We start from the raw sequence: 15,900 nt of genomic DNA, 5'->3' as shown, positions 1-15,900 counted from the left end.
GCCCATCAAGCGCGAGCAGCTATTTAATCGATAGCATCGGACAGCGGCAGCGCTATGGCCCCGATTCGCGTGCCGCGAAACGCACGCTGAAGCGCGCGCCGGGCATGGCCGCGCCGGGGCGCACGTCCTCCAGCTCCACCTCTGCGCCGTGCTGGCGCGCGATCTCGCGCACGATGGGCAGGCCCAGGCCGGAGCCGTCGGCGTCCGTCCCCAGAGCGCGGTAGAAGGGCTGGAAGACCAGTTCGCGCTCAGCCTCGGGCACGCCGGGGCCCGAGTCCTCCACCTGCAGCAGCAGCACATGGCTGAACGGGTCGGGCAGCACGCGCGCGGTGATCACGCCGGGCTGCTGCGCGCTGGACGGGGTGTAGTTGATGGCGTTGTCCACCAGGTTGCGCACCAGTTCCTTCAGCAGCGTGGGGTTGCCGTCCATCCACACGCCATTGGTGCCGGGCTCGACGCCGTCGTAGCCCAGGTCGATGTGCTTGTCCATGGCGCGCGGCACGCTGTCGCGCACCACCTCGATCACCAGCCGCGCCAGGTCCAGCGGCTGGCGCTGCACCACGGCGCTGCCGCCCTCGGCCCGCGCCAGCGCCAGCAACTGGTTGACGGTGTGCGTGGCGCGGATGGACGAACGCCCGATCTGCTTGAGCGACTGCTTGAGCTCCTCGGTGCTGGTGCCCTCGCGCTGCGCCAGGTCGGCCTGCATGCGCAGCCCGGCCAGGGGGGTCTTGAGCTGGTGCGCGGCGTCGGCCAGGAAGCGCTTTTGCGTGGCCATGGATTCCGACAGGCGCCGCAGCAGGTCGTTCACCGAATCCACCAGCGGCGCCACTTCCATCGGCACGGCCTTGTGGTCCAGCGGCGAGAGGTCGTCGGGCTTGCGCGCGCGGATGCGCTCCTCCAGCTGGTGCAGCGGCTTGATGCCGCGCGCCAGCGCCAGCCAGACCAGCAGCACCGCCAGCGGCAGGATGACGAACTGCGGCAGCATCACGCCCTTGATGATCTCGGTGGCCAGCACGCTGCGCTTGGCGCGTGTCTCGGCCACCTGCACCAGCGCGGCGGGCGCATCGGGCAGCGGCACGCGCACCCAGATGTAGGCCACGCGGATGTCGATGCCGCGCAGCTCGGCGTCGCGCAGCCGCACCTCGCCGGAGAACGCCTGCTCCTCGGGCGGCGGGCGCGGCAGGTCGCGCTCGCCCGAGAGGTAGTCGCCCGTGGGCGAGAGCACCTGGTAATAGACGATGTCGGACTCGTCGGCGCGCAGGATCTCGCTGGCGGGCTGGGGCAGGTTGAACAGCACCTTGCCGTCGTGCACCGTGACGAGCTGCGCCAACGCATGGGCGTTGTACTCCAGCGCGCGGTCGAAGGGCTTGTTGGCCAGGCCCTGGGCCACCAGCCAGGTCAGCGCCAGGCTCACCGGCCACAGCAGCAGCAGCGGCGTGAGCATCCAGTCCAGGATTTCGCCGAAGAGGGAGCGCTGCTCGCGCTGGAAGATTTTCAAGGTGGTGGGTGTTTTTGGCCGCGAGCGCTTATGCATCAAGCGCAAGCAGCTATCAATAACAGAGCATCCACGGATCCCGTCAGCCGGGGATCTTTTCCAGGCAGTAGCCCAGGCCGCGCACGGTGGCGATGCGGATCGGCCCGCGCTCGATCTTCTTGCGCAGGCGGTGGATGTAGACCTCGATGGCGTTGTTGCTCACCTCCTCGCCCCACTCGCACAGGCGCTCCACCAGCTGCTCCTTGCTCACCAGGCGGCCGGCGCGCTGCAGCAGCACCTCCAGCAGGCCCAGCTCGCGCGCGGACAGCTCCACCATCTTGCCGTCGATGGTGGCCACGCGGCCCGCCTGGTCGTACACCAGGGGCCCGTGGCGGATGGCGCTGCTGGTGCCGCCCATGCCGCGGCGCGTGAGCGCACGCACGCGCGCCTCCAGCTCCGACAGCGCGAACGGCTTGGCCATGTAGTCGTCGGCGCCCAGGTCCAGGCCCTTCACGCGCTCGTCCACGCTGTCGGCCGCCGTGAGGATCAGCACCGGCAGCGCCGAGCCGCGCCCGCGCAGGCGCTTGAGCACCTCCAGGCCGTGCATCTTGGGCAGGCCCAGGTCGAGGATCAGCAGGTCGAACTCGTTGTTGGTCAGGAGCGCGGTATCGACCTCGGTGCCGCTGGCCACATGGTCCACCACGGCGCCCGAGCCGCGCAGCGTGCGCAGCAGCCCGTCGGCAAGCACCTGGTCGTCTTCGGCAATGAGGATGCGCATGGGGTGTCTCTCCTGGTTGTCGTGCGCCGGCCTGCGCTCTGCCTGAATTTTAGGCCGCCGTGCCCTCGCCGCCGGCATAGGCCTCCAGGCCCAGCGCGACCACCGTGGCCACGTCCTGCCCCACCTCGGCGCGGAACTCGCCCTCGGCCTGCGCCACCGCCGCGCGAAACGCCTGCAGCCACGCCAGTCCCGTGGGCGTGAAGCGCACCAGGCGCGCACGCGCATCGCGCGGATCGGGCTCGCGCGTGACCAGGCCCCAGGCCGCGCACTGCTCCACCAGCGCGGCCATGGACTGCTTGGCCATGCCCGCGCGCTCGGCCAGGTCGGTGAGGCGGTCCCCCTGCAGCGACAGATGCCGCGTGATGTGGATGTGCGCGGCGCTCACCTGGTCGCGCGCCGCGAGGTTGGACAGCGCCAGCGGCACCTGCACGTCGCGCGCCATGAGCTGCAGCACGCGCGCATCGAAGCGCCGCATGGCATGGCCCAGCAGGCGGCCCAGGTGGGTCTGGCGCCAGCGGTCGTCGAGGCTGGGGGGAGCGGTCATCCGCATATTGTCAGCCAAACTGACCAAAAATTGATTGGATAACGCATCAACCGCCCATAAACTACTGTTCAAGCATCCAGCCTGTCATTGGAAACAGTTTCCAGGCAGGCACACGATTTCACCGCGACCCCGACCCGAAGGAGCATTCCATGGACGCCACCGTCAAAGGCAACGCAACCGCCGTCAACAGCGAAAAGGCCAAGGCCCTGCAAGCCGCCCTCGCGCAGATCGAAAAGCAGTTTGGCAAGGGCACCATCATGCGCCTGGGCGAGGGCGAGGCCATTGAGGACATCCAGGTGGTCTCCACCGGCTCGCTGGGCCTGGACATCGCCCTGGGCGTGGGCGGCCTGCCGCGCGGCCGCGTGATCGAGATCTACGGACCGGAAAGCTCGGGCAAGACCACGCTCACGCTGCAGGTCATCGCCGAGATGCAGAAGCAAGGCGGCCAGTGCGCTTTCGTGGATGCCGAGCATGCGCTGGATGTGCAGTACGCCAGCAAGCTCGGCGTTCAGCTCACCGACCTGCTCATCAGCCAGCCGGACACGGGCGAGCAGGCGCTGGAAATCGTGGACAGCCTGGTGCGCTCGGGTGCCGTGGACCTGATCGTGGTGGACTCGGTCGCCGCCCTCACGCCCAAGGCCGAAATCGAGGGCGAGATGGGCGACGCCCTGCCCGGCCTGCAGGCACGCCTGATGAGCCAGGCACTGCGCAAGCTCACCGCCACCATCAAGAAGACCAACTGCATGGTCATCTTCATCAACCAGATCCGCATGAAGATCGGCGTGATGTTCGGCAGCCCCGAGACCACCACCGGCGGCAATGCGCTGAAGTTCTACGCCTCGGTACGCCTGGACATCCGCCGCACCGGCACCATCAAGAAGGGCGACGAGGCGATCGGCAACGAGACCAAGGTGAAGGTGGTGAAGAACAAGGTCTCGCCCCCGTTCAAGACGGCCGAATTCGACATCCTGTTCGGCGAGGGCATCTCGCGCGAGGGCGAGATCATCGACATGGGCGTGAACGCGCGCATCCTGGAAAAGAGTGGCGCCTGGTATGCCTACAACGGCGAAAAGATCGGCCAGGGCCGCGACAACGCCCGCGAGTTCCTGCGCGAGAACCCTGGCCTGGCCGTGGAGATCGAGAACAAGGTGCGCGAAAGCCTGGGCATCGCACTGCTGCCCACGGGCCACGCGAGCCCGGCGGCCGATCTGCCCGAAGACAAGCCTGCGCGCGGCAAGAAGGCCGACAAGACGGGCGAGATCGAGGCGTAACCACGCACCGGGGTTTTTGAACGAAATCTGCCTCCAGCGCTTGACCATCAAGCGCTGGAAGCTCTTTTTTCAATAGCATTCATGGGATTCACCGCCCTCTCCCTCAAGGGCCGTGCGCTGCGCCTGCTTGCCCAGCGCGAGCATTCGCGCAGCGAACTGCAGGCCAAGCTGGCGCGCCACGTGCAGGAGGGCGACGATCTGCCGGCGCTGCTGGACGAGCTGCAGGCGCGCGACTTCATCAATGCAGAGCGCGTGGCCGAGTCCGTGGTGCACCGCCGCGCGGAGCGCTTCGGCACCCAGCGCGTGCTGCAGGAGCTGCGGCGCAAGGGGCTGGACGAGGATTTGGTGCGCAGCACCGCCGCCCAGCTGGCGGGCACCGAACTGCAGCGCGCCCGGGCCGTGTGGCGCCAGCGCTTTGGCGACCAGCCCGCCGACACGCCGCAGGAGCGTGCGCGCCAGATGCGCTTTCTGGCCACGCGTGGCTTCGCCGCCGACGTGGTGCGCCGCGTGGTGCGGGGTGGTGATGAATGGGAATAGAACGGGGCTTGGCGCGCTTCTGTCCAGCGTCAAAGCTATTTCATCCATAGCAGCTGTCGACGCGCAGTCCGCCACCGGTCGCACCCCGCAACGCCGCGCCGTCGTGCAATGCCAGGCCGCGCAATACGCGCGATGGCTTCAGCGCCGCCGCGGACATGCCAGAGGCTTGAGGCCCGCGGCGCGGCTGTGCGCAGCCGGCCCCCGTTGTGCGCGTTGGGCCGCGGCGCGACCGCTCAACCCAGCAGGCGCTCCGGGTTGGCGTCCAGCTTGGTGAGCGCATCGCGCGTGGCGCGCAGCGTGAGGCTCTCCTCCTCCTGCGCTACCAGCAGACCCGCCTGCAGGTAGGCCCCCAGCCGGCGCAGCTGGATGAGGTAGCTGCCGCCATCGCGCGTGGCAAACAGGTGCAGCTGCTTGCGCTGGCTGTGCCAGGCGTATTGCACCTGCGTGGACGCGCCGTTGTGGTCCAGCGTGAACCAGGTGCCCAGCGGCAGCTGCTGCGCCCAGGCCACCATGTCGTCCTGCACAGGCGCGCCATTGTCGGCGATGACGTGGATGGACGAGGCGTCGATGCCCAGCAGCAACTCGATGTTGTCCGCACTCAGCGGCATGTCGCCCAGCGCCTCGTCGCCGATGTAGTCCTCCAGGTTCGCCAGGCGTTTGGCCATGGCATCGATGTGCGCCTGCGGGATCGAGGCCGTCTTGGAGAGGAAAGCGTCGGCCAGCGTGTCGGTGATTCCCTTGATCTGTGCGTCCTGCTCGGGCCCCGCCACGCCGATCAGCGCCAGCCCCTGGCGCAGGCTCTGCAGCAGCGCCGGCAGGTTCTGGATGACCAGCGCACGGTCGGCGCGGTTGGGCTTGGCGCCCGCCGCCCACACCAGGTCGGCCGCGGCGCGCTTGAAGGCCGCGGTACTGGCATGCTGGGCCCCGTCGCGCACGGCCGACATCGCCAGCACCTCGGCCCATGTCTTGAACAAGAACTCGCGGATCTCGTCGCGCACCGGCATGTCCTTGAGCAGCGCGCGCAGCTCGATGGTGTACTGGATCGCCAGCGTCTCGCGCTGCTCCACCTGCTGGGCCACGCTGACGATGCGCGAGGTGCCCTGCTTCTCGGTGAGGAATTTGGCGAGGAATTTCTCGAACTCGTCATGCACCAGCTGGAACACGCGCTGGCCGGTCTCGGGGTACTGCTCGATCACCTGCACGATGCGGCGGATCTCGGCCTCCAGCGCGCTGCCGTTGATGGAGCTGGCGTCAAAGCCCAGCACGCAGGCGCCCATGCGGTCGATGAGCTGGCGCGCGGGGTGCGTGAGGTTGCTGAAGAACTCGGGCTCGGCCAGCGCCACGCGCAGCACCGGCACCTGCAGGCGTGCAAACCACACGCGCACCGAGGGCGGGATGCGGTCTTCACTCAGGATGCTCTGGAACATCAGCGCCACCACCTCGATGATGGCCTTCTCGCTGGCGGTGCTGGCCTTCTTCTTGAACTCCACGGACCGCTCGCGCACGGCGCTCGCCACGCGGACCACGGCCTGTGGGCTGTAGTCCTCGACCAGCGTGGCCACGTCGCTGTAGTAGCTGTCGGCCGAGACGCGGTGCGCCGCCAGCGCATGGGCCAGCGCCGCGGACGCGGGGGGTGCCTTGACCATGTCGTAGCCCGTGGTGGGCTGCGTGAGCAAGCGCCGCAGCTGCACCATCACGCCCTGGGCGCGCTGGCGCGCGCGCACCAGCGGGCTGCCCATGCCGGCCATCGCCGGCTGCCCGCGCATGCCGGGGGGCGGAGGCATGAAGGCCGACGCCGCATGTCGCGTGGGGGCAAATTCCGTGGGCCGCCCCAGCGCGGCGCGCGACTGCTGCAATGCCTGCGAGGCCAGCCCCACGGGACCGGACGCGGGCGGCGGCTCGGCGGGGCTGCCGGTGTTGGGGCCGGCGGCCGCGCGGCGCACGCGGGCGCGCAGGTCGTCCTGCGCCACGACGCCCTGTTCGTCGTACAGCTTCACAAGGGCCTGGTACTGCGCCAGCGCCAGCGCCGCCAGTTCGCGCTGCAGCGGGTCGATCACCATCTGCAAATGGTCGCGCTGCAGGCCCACCTCCAACCACTGCTCGACCAGATGCAGGCACAGGGTTTCGGGGCGCAGGATATCGGTGCCGGCCAGCTCACGGCCTTCCAGATGCTGTGTGCGCTGCCGCGCGGAATCGAAAGGAGCGGCCACATGCTCGGTGAGGGTCAGCGCCATCCGCGAGGCGATGATCTTGTTCTCCAGCACGTCGTCGCCCAGCAGTTCAAGCCCATCGAACGCCTTGGACGCGTTGAGGGTGCCGCGCCCCGTGACGGGCGGGGGCGCCAGGCTTTCCCGCCAAGCCCGGCCCAGATGTTCCACCCAGGTCTTGCGGTGGGCCTGATGGCCCATCCAGGCATCGCGCCGCAACTGCATGTCGCGCTGCGTGGCGGTCTGCCCCATCAACTCGGTCAGGAAGTCATGGACTGTTTTGTCCAGCGCCGGCAAGCCGGCGCACAGCCCCTCCACGAAACGCTGGCGGGCCAGGTGGGCCAGCCGTCGGTGGGCAGTGGAAGTGGGCGAAAAATCCATAGGGCTCCGATATTAGCCCCAGCCGCTGTCGCGCCCCGGCCTTTGCATCGGCACGCGGACAAGGCGGCTGCGCACGCGCATCGTCAGACCACGGCGCCGGAGTTCGGGTCGGCCGGGTCGCCTTCCTTGCGGGTCGGCGCCTTGACCAGGTCTTCGCGCTTGACGCCCAGCCACATGGCGATGGCCGCGGCAACGAACACCGACGAGTAGATGCCGAACAGGATGCCGATGGTCAGCGCCAGTGCGAAGTAGTGCAGGCTGGGGCCCCCGAAGAAGAACATGGACAGCACCATGGCCTCGGTGGAGGCATGGGTGATGATGGTGCGGCTCATGGTGGAGGTGATGGCGTGGTCGATCACCTCATGCGTGTTGAGCTTGCGGAACTTGCGGAAGGCCTCGCGGATACGGTCGAAGATCACCACCGACTCGTTCACCGAATAGCCCAGCACGGCCAGCACGCCGGCCAGCACCGACAGCGAGAACTCCCATTGGAAGAACGCAAAGAAGCCCAGAATGATGACCACGTCGTGCAGGTTGGCGATCACCGCTGCCACGCCGAACTTCCACTCGAAGCGGAAGGCCAGGTAGATCACAATGCCCAGCACCACCATGCCCAGCGCCATCAGGCCGCCGTGCACCAGTTCTTCGCCCACCTGCGGGCCCACGAACTCGGTGCGCCGCAGCGTGACCTCGGGGTCCTGCGCCTTCAGCGCGCTCAGCACCTGCTCGCTTTGCTGGGCCGAGGTGACGCCCTTTTGCACGGGCAGGCGGATCATCACGTCGCGCGAGGTGCCGAAGTTCTGCACCACCACGTCGGCATAGCCCAGGCCCGCGACGGTGTCGCGCACCTTGCCGATGTCGGCCGTCTGCGTGTAGGCCACCTCCATGACGGTGCCACCCGTGAACTCCACCGACAGGTGCAGGCCCCGCGTGACCAGGAAGAACACCGCCAGCGCGAAAGTGATGAAAGACACCGCGTTGAGCACCAACGCGTACTTCATGAACGGGATGTCTTTTTTGATGCGGAAAAACTCCATGGTTTTCCCCTTTCTTAGTTGCTGTTGCCGCGGGCAGCCACCGAGCGGTGCTCATCGCCCTCGGGCTTCCACACCTGGCCGATGGACACGCTCTTGAGCTTCTTCTTGCGGCCATACCAGAGGTTGACCAGGCCACGCGAGAAGAACACCGCCGAGAACATGCTGGTCAGGATGCCGATGCAGTGCACCACGGCAAAGCCGCGCACCGGCCCCGTGCCGAAGGCCAGCAGCGCCAGGCCCGCAATCAGCGTGGTGACGTTGGAGTCCAGGATGGTGGCCCAGGCGCGCTCGTAGCCCGTGGCGATCGCCGCCTGCGGGGCCACGCCAGCGCGCAGTTCCTCGCGGATGCGCTCGTTGATCAGCACGTTGGAGTCGATGGCCACGCCCAGCGCCAGGGCCATGGCGGCGATGCCGGGCAGGGTCAGCGTGGCCTGCAGCATCGACAGGATGGCGATCAGCAGCAGCACGTTCACGCCCAGCGCGATCGTGGAGAACACGCCGAACAGCCTGTAGTACACGCACATGAAGGCCGCGATGGCCACCATGCCCCAGACCACCGACTGGATACCCCGTTCGATGTTGTCGGCACCCAGGCTCGGGCCGATGGTGTATTCCTCGATGATCTCCATGGGCGCGGCCAGCGAGCCGGCGCGCAGCAGCAGTGCGGTGTCGTTGGCCTCGGCCGTGGTCATGCGGCCGGAGATCTGCACGCGACCACCGCCAATCTCGCTGCGGATCACGGGCGCGGTCACCACCTCGCCCTTACCCTTTTCGAACAGCACGATGGCCATGCGCTTGCCCACGTTCTCGCGCGTGATGTCCTTGAAGATGCGCGAGCCCTTGGCGTCCAGCGTGAGGTTCACGGTGGGCTCCTGGGTCTGGCCGTCGAATCCTGGCTGCGCGTCGGTGAGGTTCTCGCCGGTCAGCACGACCTGCTTCTTCACGATCACGGCCTGGCCGTTGCGGTCCAGGTATTTCTCGGCACCGAACGGCACGGGGCCCGTACCCATTTCGGCGGCGCGCGCCTCGGTGCCCTCGTCCACCATGCGCACTTCCAGCGTGGCGGTGCGGCCCAGGATGTCCTTGGCCTTGGCCGTGTCCTGCACGCCGGGCAGCTGCACCACGATGCGGTCCAGGCCCTGCTGCTGGATCACGGGCTCGGCCACGCCCAGTTCGTTGATACGGTTGTGCAGCGTGACCATGTTCTGCTTCAAGGCCTGCTCTTGCACCTTGCGCAGGGCCTCGGGCTTGATGGTGGCGCGCAGGCGCATACCGTCGCCGTCGGCGCTGCTCACGACCGCCAGGTCCGGGAACTGGTCGGCGATCAGGTTGCGTGCCGCCGTGAGCGTGGCCTCGTCGCGCACGCGGATGTCCACGGCCTGCCCTTCGCGGCCGATGCCGCCGTGCCGGATGTTCTTCTCGCGCAGCGCGCTGCGCAGGTCGCCTGCGTACGACTCGATCTTCTTCGTGATCGCCGCCTGCATGTCCACCTGCAGCATGAAGTGCACGCCGCCGCGCAGGTCCAGGCCGAGGTACATGGGCCGTGCATGCAGCGCGGTGAGCCAGTCGGGCGAGCGCGACACGAGGTTCAGCGCCACGATGTAGGAAGGATCGCTCGGGTCGGGGATCAGGGCCTTCTCGATCGCGTCCTTGGCCTTGAGCTGGTTGTCCGGCGTGTCAAAGCGCGCGCGCACCGAGTTGCCGTCGAACACGATGGAGTCCGAGGCCACGTTGGCGGCTTTCAGCGCGTCCTCGACGCGCTGCTGGACCGCGGCGTCGACCTTCAGCGTGGCCTTGGCCGACGACACCTGCACCGCGGGCGCCTCGCCAAAGAAGTTGGGCAGGGTATACAGGGCCCCAATGAGCAACACGATCACCAGGATCGCGTACTTCCAGACCGGATAACGGTTCATGATCGCGCTCTTCAATCCATGCGGGGCAGCGGCCGCGGGATGCGGCGCAGCACTGCCCTCATAACAAGGCCCGTGGGCCTACAGCTGGGACGGTTTACTTGACCGTGCCCTTGGGCAGCACCTGGGCCACGGCGCTGCGCTGCACCTGCACCTGCACGCCAGGCGCAATCTCCAGTTGCAGGTAGCCTTCGCTCAGGCCCGCCACCTTGCCCAGCAAGCCGCCGGCCGTGGCCACTTCGTCGCCCTTGGCCAGCGCGTCGATCATGGCGCGGTGCTCTTTCTGGCGCTTCATCTGGGGACGGATCATGATGAAGTACAGCACCACGAACATCAGCACCAGCGGCAGCATGCTGGTGAGCGATCCCATCAGGCCGGCCTCGGCGGCTGCGGCGGGGGCGGTCTGTGCAAAGGCAGAAGAAATCAACACGGGAAGGACTCCACTGGTAGTAATAGGTGCAAAGGGGCTCCGCCGGGAGGCGCCAGGGCCTGCGGGCGGTGAGCCGGCCATTGTATGCGGGGGGCTGCCGGCCAGGGCTGCGCGCACCGGCGGCCGGCGGGCTGCGGGCGCCCTCCGAGATTCAGTATCAAAACACCTTGCAACGCCCGTCCAATGAGCGCCAACAGCTATCACATATATAGCATAAAGCCCCGGACCAGGGGCGGTTAATGCATCGGATGCGACGCGCCCATCGTCGGCCTGGGCCTACGCCGGCGCCTGGCAGGGCTTCGTAGCATGCCTGTGTGCCGCCCGCAGCGGCCGGCGCCGCGCCGCGGCCCCTTCCCTCCCACCCCCCGTGTCAAGAAAGGAAACGCTTTCCATGGATTTCGCATCGGTATCCGCCTGGCTGGAGACAGAGTGGTTCTGGGGCATGTCCGCTGCCGAGGTATTGGCGGCGGCGGCCACGGCCATGGGCATCTACCTGGCGCTCACGCTGCTGCTGCGCTGGGCCGTCGCGCATGCCGACCGCAAATCCGGCGGCGGCGATGCCGGCGCGGCAAGCCTGCTGGCGCAGGTGCTCGCCGGAACCAGCCGTCTGCTCATCCTGCTGGCGGCACTGCTGGTGGGCACCGGCATGCTGGACCTGCCCGGGCGTTGGCATGACCGTGTGAGCCAGCTCTGGTTCCTGGCCGTGGCGGTGCAGCTGGGGCTGTGGGGCACGCGCGCCATCAGTCTGGGGGTCGAGCGCTACCGGCGCCACCATGGCGCCGCGGGCACGGGGCAGATCAGCGCCTCGGCCACGCTCATGTCCTGGGGGCTGCGCACGCTGGTGTGGGCCACGGTGCTGCTGGCCATCCTCTCGAACCTGGGGGTGAACATCACCGCCTTCGTGGCCAGCCTGGGCGTGGGCGGCATTGCGGTGGCGCTGGCGGTGCAAAGCGTGCTGGGCGATCTATTCGCCTCCATGGCGATCGCGGTGGACAAGCCCTTCGAGGTGGGCGACTTCATCGTCGTGGGCGCCATCGCAGGCACCGTGCAGCAGGTGGGCGTGAAGACCACGCGCATCCGCGCCCTGAGCGGGGAACAGGTGGTGATGAGCAACACCGAGTTGCTCAAGCAGACCATCAACAACTATCGCCACATGCGCGAGCGCCGCATCGTGTTTGGCTTTGGCGTGGCGCAGGACACCTCGCCCGAGCAGGCGCAGGCCCTGGCACAAGCGGTGCGCGACATCATCGAGGCCGAACCGCAACTGCGCTTCGACCGCGCGCATTTCAAGGGATTTGGCGCCAGCTCGCTCGATTACGAAGTGGTCTACATCGTCAAAAACCCGGACTACAACCTCTACATGGACCTGCAGCAGCGCATCAACCTGGCGTTGCTGGGCCGGCTGCAGGCGCTGGGCATGCGGCTGGCGGTGCCGGTCAGCCGCGTGCAGCTGGCCGACCCGCCGGCCGGGCAAGAAGGCCCGTCCAGTGCGGCCGGCATGCCCATTCCTCAGAACGCGTGAACGACCGCGCTGCCCTGGGGCAGGGGCAGGCGGCGACGGGCGGGGTCAGAAGGAATAGGCGGGGAAGGAATAGGCGGGGAAGGAATAGGCGGGCATGACAGGCCCGCCCACCGTCTCAGGCCACTTGGCGGGGCGCACCCGCGTGTGGGGCGCGCCAGCGGTCCATGAGCGCGAACCACTTCTTGCGCGCGGCCTGCAGGTGGCGCTCCTTCACATGGCCGTAGCCGCGGATGTCCTCAGGGATACGCGCGATCTCCACCGCCAGCGCCAGACGCTCGGCCGTCAGGCCCTTCAGCAGTTCCTCGATGCAGGCGCGGTATTCGCGGATCAGCGCGCGCTCGGTCTTGCGCTCCTCGGTCCGACCGAAGACATCGAGCGCCGTACCGCGCAGTCCCTTCATGCGAGCCAGCACGCCGAAGGCCTTGCGCACCCAGGGCCCGTAGCTTTGCTTGACCAACTCACCCTTGTCGTTGTGCTTGGCCAGCAGCGGGGGCGCCAGGTGGTGCACCAGCTTGTAGTCGCCTTCGTACATCGCGGCGATCTTGTCGGTGAACGCCTTGTCGGTGTGCAGCCGCGCCACTTCGTACTCGTCCTTGTAGGCCATCAGCTTGAACAGGTAGCGCGCCACCGCCTCAGTGAGGCGCGTGCCCTGGCCCAGTGAATCCTCGGCCGCGCGCACCTTGTCCACGAAGGCCTGGTACTCGGCCGCATAGGCGGCGTTCTGGTAGCCCGTGAGGAAGTCCACACGCTTGGCGACCATCTCGGCCAAGCCGGGCTTCTTCACGAACTGGATCACCTGCGCGGCCTGGAACAGCGCCTGCACCTCGGCCAGGTTGTGCGCGCAGCGGCGTCCCCATTCGAAGGCGGCCTTGTTGTTCTCCACCTGTACGCCATTGAGCTCCATGGCGCGCATGAGCGCGGCGTGGGACAGCGGCACGCGGCCCTTTTGCCACGCATAGCCCAGCATCAGCGGGTTGGTGTAGATGCTGTCACCCAGCAACTGGCTGGCCACCTGCTCGGCGTCGAACACACCCAGCAACTCGGCGCCCACGGCCTGTGCGATGGCGGCCTCGCAGCCGTCAGCCGGGAACTGCCAATTGGGGTTGTGCACAAAGGCCGCGGCCGGCGTGCCGTGGCTGTTGAGGGCCACGAATGTGCGCCCCGGCTGCATGGCGGCCAGCGTGGCCTTGTTCGCGGCAACGATGGGGTCGCAGCCGATCACCAGGTCCGCCTTGGCCGTGTCCACCTTGGTGGTGTGGATGGCCTCGGGGCGGTTGGCGATCTGCACATGGCTCCAGGTGGAGCCACCCTTTTGCGCCAGGCCCGCCGCGTCCTGCGTGATGACGCCCTTGCCCTCCAGGTGCGCGGCCATGCCCAGCAGGGACCCGATGGTGATCACGCCCGTGCCGCCCACACCAGCCACGACGATGCCCCACGCGGCTTCGGCCGCCGGCAGCACCGGCTCGGGGATGGGCGCCATCGTGGACAGGTCGCCCTTCTTCTCTTTCTTGGGCTTCTTGAGCTGGCCGCCCTCGACGGTGACGAAGCTCGGGCAGAAGCCCTTCACGCAGGAATAGTCCTTGTTGCAGGTGCTCTGGTTGATGCGGCGCTTGCGGCCGAACTCGGTCTCCACCGGCTCCACCGACAGGCAGTTGGACTGCACCGAGCAATCGCCGCAGCCCTCGCACACCAGCTCGTTGATGACCACGGTCTTGGCGGGTGTGGCCAGCAGGCCGCGCTTCCTGCGGCGGCGCTTCTCGGTCGCGCAGGTCTGGTCATAGATGATGGCCGTGCAGCCTGCGATCTCGCGGAACTCATGCTGGATGCGGTCCAGCTCGTCGCGGTGGAAGACCTCAATGCCCGGCGGCAGGTCGTTGAGCAGCTCGGGGTGGCCGACGCGCGCGGCGTTGGCCGGGTGCGTGCGGCCGTGGTACTTCTCGGGCTCGTCCGTCACCACCACCAGCCGGACCACGCCCTCGGCGCGCAGGCTGTGGGCGATCTGCGCCACCGAGTGCCCTTCGGGGCGCTCGCCCACCTGCTGGCCGCCGGTCATGGCCACGGCGTCGTTGTAGAGGATCTTGTAGGTGATGTTGGCGCCCGAGGCGATGCTCTGGCGGATCGCCAGCAGGCCGCTGTGGAAGTAGGTGCCGTCGCCCAGGTTGGCGAACACGTGCTTGTCCTTGGTGAACGGCGCCTGGCCCACCCAGGTCACGCCCTCCCCGCCCATCTGCGTGAAGGTGCTCGTGGCGCGGTCGGGCATCCAGTTGGCCATGTAGTGGCAACCAATGCCGGCCACGGCGCGCGAGCCCTCGGGCACGCGGGTGCTGGTGTTGTGCGGGCAGCCGCTGCAGAACCACGGCATGCGCTCGCCGGTGTCGGTCTTCACCTCCAGCAGGCCGCGCTCGCGCGCCTCCACCACGGAGATGCGCGCGTCCATGCGCGCCACGATGTCCTCGGGCACGCCCAGCTTCTTCAGGCGTTTGGCGATCGCCTTGGCGATGATGGCCGGCGTCAGGTCGGCCTTGGGCCGCAGCAGCCAGTTCTGGCTGGGATTGGGCATGCTCCATTCGCCGCCGGAGTTGTCACCCTCGATCTCGTCGAACTTGCCCAGCACGTTGGGACGCACGTCGGCGCGCCAGTTGTAGAGCTCTTCCTTGATCTGGTATTCGATGACCTGGCGTTTTTCCTCCACCACCAGGATCTCCTGCAGCCCTTGGGCGAAGTCGCGCGTGATGGTGGCTTCGAGCGGCCACACCACGTTGACCTTGTGCACGCGGATGCCCAGCTGACGGCAGGTGTCGTCGTCCAGGCCCAGGTCCACCAGTGCCTGGCGCGTGTCGTTGTACGCCTTGCCGCTGGCGATGATGCCGAAGCGGTCCTGCGGGCCCTGGATCACGTTGTAGTTGAGCTTGTTGGCGCGGATGTACGCCAGTGCCGCGTACCACTTGTAGTCCATGAGGCGCGCCTCCTGCTCCAGCGGCGCATCGGGCCAGCGGATGTGCAGGCCGCCGGGCGGCATGGTGAAGTCCTCGGGCATGACGATCTTCACGCGGTCGGGGTCCACGGAGATGCTGCTGGACGACTCCACCACCTCCTGGATGGTCTTGAGTCCGGACCACAGGCCCGAGAAGCGGCTCAGGGCAAAGGCGTGCAGCCCCATGTCCAGAATGTCCTGCACGCTGCTGGGGAAGAACACCGGCAGGCCGCAGGCCTTGAAGATGTGGTCGCTCTGGTGTGCCGCCGTGCTGCTCTTGCTGATGTGGTCGTCGCCCGCCACGGCGATCACGCCGCCATGCCGCGCCGTGCCGGCCATGTTGGCATGCTTGAACACGTCGGAGCAACGGTCCACGCCCGGGCCCTTGCCGTACCAGATGCCAAACACGCCGTCGTACTTCTTGGACTGGGGGTAGATGTCCAGTTGCTGCGTGCCCCAGACGGCGGTGGCGGCCAGCTCCTCGTTCACGCCGGGCTGGAAGACCACGTGGTGCTCCGCCAGGTGCTTGCGGGCGCCCCACAGGGCCTGGTCGTAACCGCCCAGGGGCGAGCCACGGTAGCCGCTCACGAAGCCCGCGGTATTCAGGCCCACGGCTGCATCGCGCTGGCGCTGCAGCATGGGCAGGCGCACGAGGGCCTGCACCCCACTCATGAAAGCGCGGCCGTGGCCCAGCGTGTATTTGTCCTCAAGGGTGACCGTCTCCAGCGCGCGGCGGACGTGTTCGGGCAGCGGGGCATTCATGTCTTGTCTCCGTGGGTTCTGTGATCCGCCGCCTCTGTTGGGCGCGGCGTGCGGGACGGTGCCGTGTGGGCGC

At 67.9% G+C, this 15,900-nt stretch carries 11 protein-coding genes; 3 read left to right on the top strand and 8 right to left on the bottom strand.

What is annotated here, in order from left to right; translation table 11 throughout:
* Positions 1 to 52 precede the first annotated feature (52 nt).
* The 3 genes from BV908_RS13250 to BV908_RS13240 all read right to left on the bottom strand — a co-directional run bounded on the left by BV908_RS13250 (position 53) and on the right by BV908_RS13240 (position 2,796).
* Positions 53 to 1,498 carry a sensor histidine kinase gene (locus BV908_RS13250; protein ID WP_088888101.1) on the bottom strand — a complete coding sequence of 482 codons (1,446 nt, stop codon included), beginning with the start codon at positions 1,496 to 1,498 and terminating at the stop codon, positions 53 to 55.
* A 79-nt stretch (positions 1,499 to 1,577) separates the two neighbouring features.
* The gene (locus tag BV908_RS13245) at positions 1,578 to 2,252 is read right to left on the bottom strand and encodes a response regulator transcription factor (RefSeq protein ID WP_011807082.1); all 675 of its coding nucleotides are present in this window, start codon (positions 2,250 to 2,252) and stop codon (positions 1,578 to 1,580) included.
* A gap of 49 nt (positions 2,253 to 2,301) precedes the next feature.
* Complete coding sequence (locus BV908_RS13240) at positions 2,302 to 2,796, bottom strand: MarR family winged helix-turn-helix transcriptional regulator (protein WP_088888100.1); 495 nt, start codon at positions 2,794 to 2,796, stop codon at positions 2,302 to 2,304.
* A 149-nt stretch (positions 2,797 to 2,945) separates the two neighbouring features.
* Here BV908_RS13240 and recA point away from each other — a divergent pair, with 149 nt between their 5' ends.
* A complete protein-coding gene (recA, locus tag BV908_RS13235; protein ID WP_011807084.1) occupies positions 2,946 to 4,067 on the top strand; it encodes a recombinase RecA in 1,122 nt (373 codons plus the stop codon).
* A gap of 81 nt (positions 4,068 to 4,148) precedes the next feature.
* Positions 4,149 to 4,604 carry a recombination regulator RecX gene (gene recX / locus BV908_RS13230; protein WP_011807085.1) on the top strand — a complete coding sequence of 152 codons (456 nt, stop codon included), beginning with the start codon at positions 4,149 to 4,151 and terminating at the stop codon, positions 4,602 to 4,604.
* 233 nt (positions 4,605 to 4,837) lie between these two features.
* On the opposite strand, the gene BV908_RS13225 is transcribed toward recX, so the two are convergent.
* From BV908_RS13225 to yajC, 4 genes are all read right to left on the bottom strand, one after another.
* Entirely contained in the window at positions 4,838 to 7,192 is a 2,355-nt protein-coding gene (locus BV908_RS13225) for a DUF1631 family protein (RefSeq protein ID WP_103738393.1), read from the bottom strand.
* 83 nt (positions 7,193 to 7,275) lie between these two features.
* A complete protein-coding gene (secF, locus tag BV908_RS13220; RefSeq protein WP_103738392.1) occupies positions 7,276 to 8,229 on the bottom strand; it encodes a protein translocase subunit SecF in 954 nt (317 codons plus the stop codon).
* Positions 8,230 to 8,243: 14 nt separating this feature from the next.
* Positions 8,244 to 10,142: a protein translocase subunit SecD gene (gene secD / locus BV908_RS13215; protein WP_011807088.1), complete on the bottom strand. Its 1,899-nt coding sequence runs from the start codon at positions 10,140 to 10,142 to the stop codon at positions 8,244 to 8,246.
* Between the two features lie 94 nt (positions 10,143 to 10,236).
* The gene (yajC, locus tag BV908_RS13210) at positions 10,237 to 10,569 is read right to left on the bottom strand and encodes a preprotein translocase subunit YajC (protein WP_015914577.1); all 333 of its coding nucleotides are present in this window, start codon (positions 10,567 to 10,569) and stop codon (positions 10,237 to 10,239) included.
* A gap of 391 nt (positions 10,570 to 10,960) precedes the next feature.
* Here yajC and BV908_RS13205 point away from each other — a divergent pair, with 391 nt between their 5' ends.
* Complete coding sequence (locus BV908_RS13205) at positions 10,961 to 12,091, top strand: mechanosensitive ion channel family protein (RefSeq protein ID WP_103738391.1); 1,131 nt, start codon at positions 10,961 to 10,963, stop codon at positions 12,089 to 12,091.
* Between the two features lie 115 nt (positions 12,092 to 12,206).
* Here the strand turns inward: BV908_RS13205 and BV908_RS13200 are convergent, their stop codons facing one another.
* Positions 12,207 to 15,827, bottom strand: a complete 3,621-nt coding sequence (locus BV908_RS13200; RefSeq protein ID WP_103738390.1) for an indolepyruvate ferredoxin oxidoreductase family protein — start codon at positions 15,825 to 15,827, stop codon at positions 12,207 to 12,209.
* Between the last annotated feature and the right edge of the window lie 73 nt (positions 15,828 to 15,900).

The sequence above is a fragment of the Diaphorobacter sp. LR2014-1 genome (genome assembly GCF_002916785.1).
Lineage (GTDB): Bacteria > Pseudomonadota > Gammaproteobacteria > Burkholderiales > Burkholderiaceae_C > Diaphorobacter > Diaphorobacter nitroreducens.
The sequence above is the reverse complement of the archived record's forward strand: the minus strand, read 5'-3'. Positions and strand labels throughout refer to the sequence as shown.

Coding starts and splice junctions, on each gene's coding strand:
- BV908_RS13245 (WP_011807082.1), bottom strand. CDS start 2,252: ATGCGCATCCTCATTGCCGAAGACGACCAGGTGCTTGCCGACGGGCTG.
- BV908_RS13240 (WP_088888100.1), bottom strand. CDS start 2,796: ATGACCGCTCCCCCCAGCCTCGACGACCGCTGGCGCCAGACCCACCTG.
- recA (WP_011807084.1), top strand. CDS start 2,946: ATGGACGCCACCGTCAAAGGCAACGCAACCGCCGTCAACAGCGAAAAG.
- recX (WP_011807085.1), top strand. CDS start 4,149: ATGGGATTCACCGCCCTCTCCCTCAAGGGCCGTGCGCTGCGCCTGCTT.
- BV908_RS13225 (WP_103738393.1), bottom strand. CDS start 7,192: ATGGATTTTTCGCCCACTTCCACTGCCCACCGACGGCTGGCCCACCTG.
- secF (WP_103738392.1), bottom strand. CDS start 8,229: ATGGAGTTTTTCCGCATCAAAAAAGACATCCCGTTCATGAAGTACGCG.
- secD (WP_011807088.1), bottom strand. CDS start 10,142: ATGAACCGTTATCCGGTCTGGAAGTACGCGATCCTGGTGATCGTGTTG.
- BV908_RS13205 (WP_103738391.1), top strand. CDS start 10,961: ATGGATTTCGCATCGGTATCCGCCTGGCTGGAGACAGAGTGGTTCTGG.
- BV908_RS13200 (WP_103738390.1), bottom strand. CDS start 15,827: ATGAATGCCCCGCTGCCCGAACACGTCCGCCGCGCGCTGGAGACGGTC.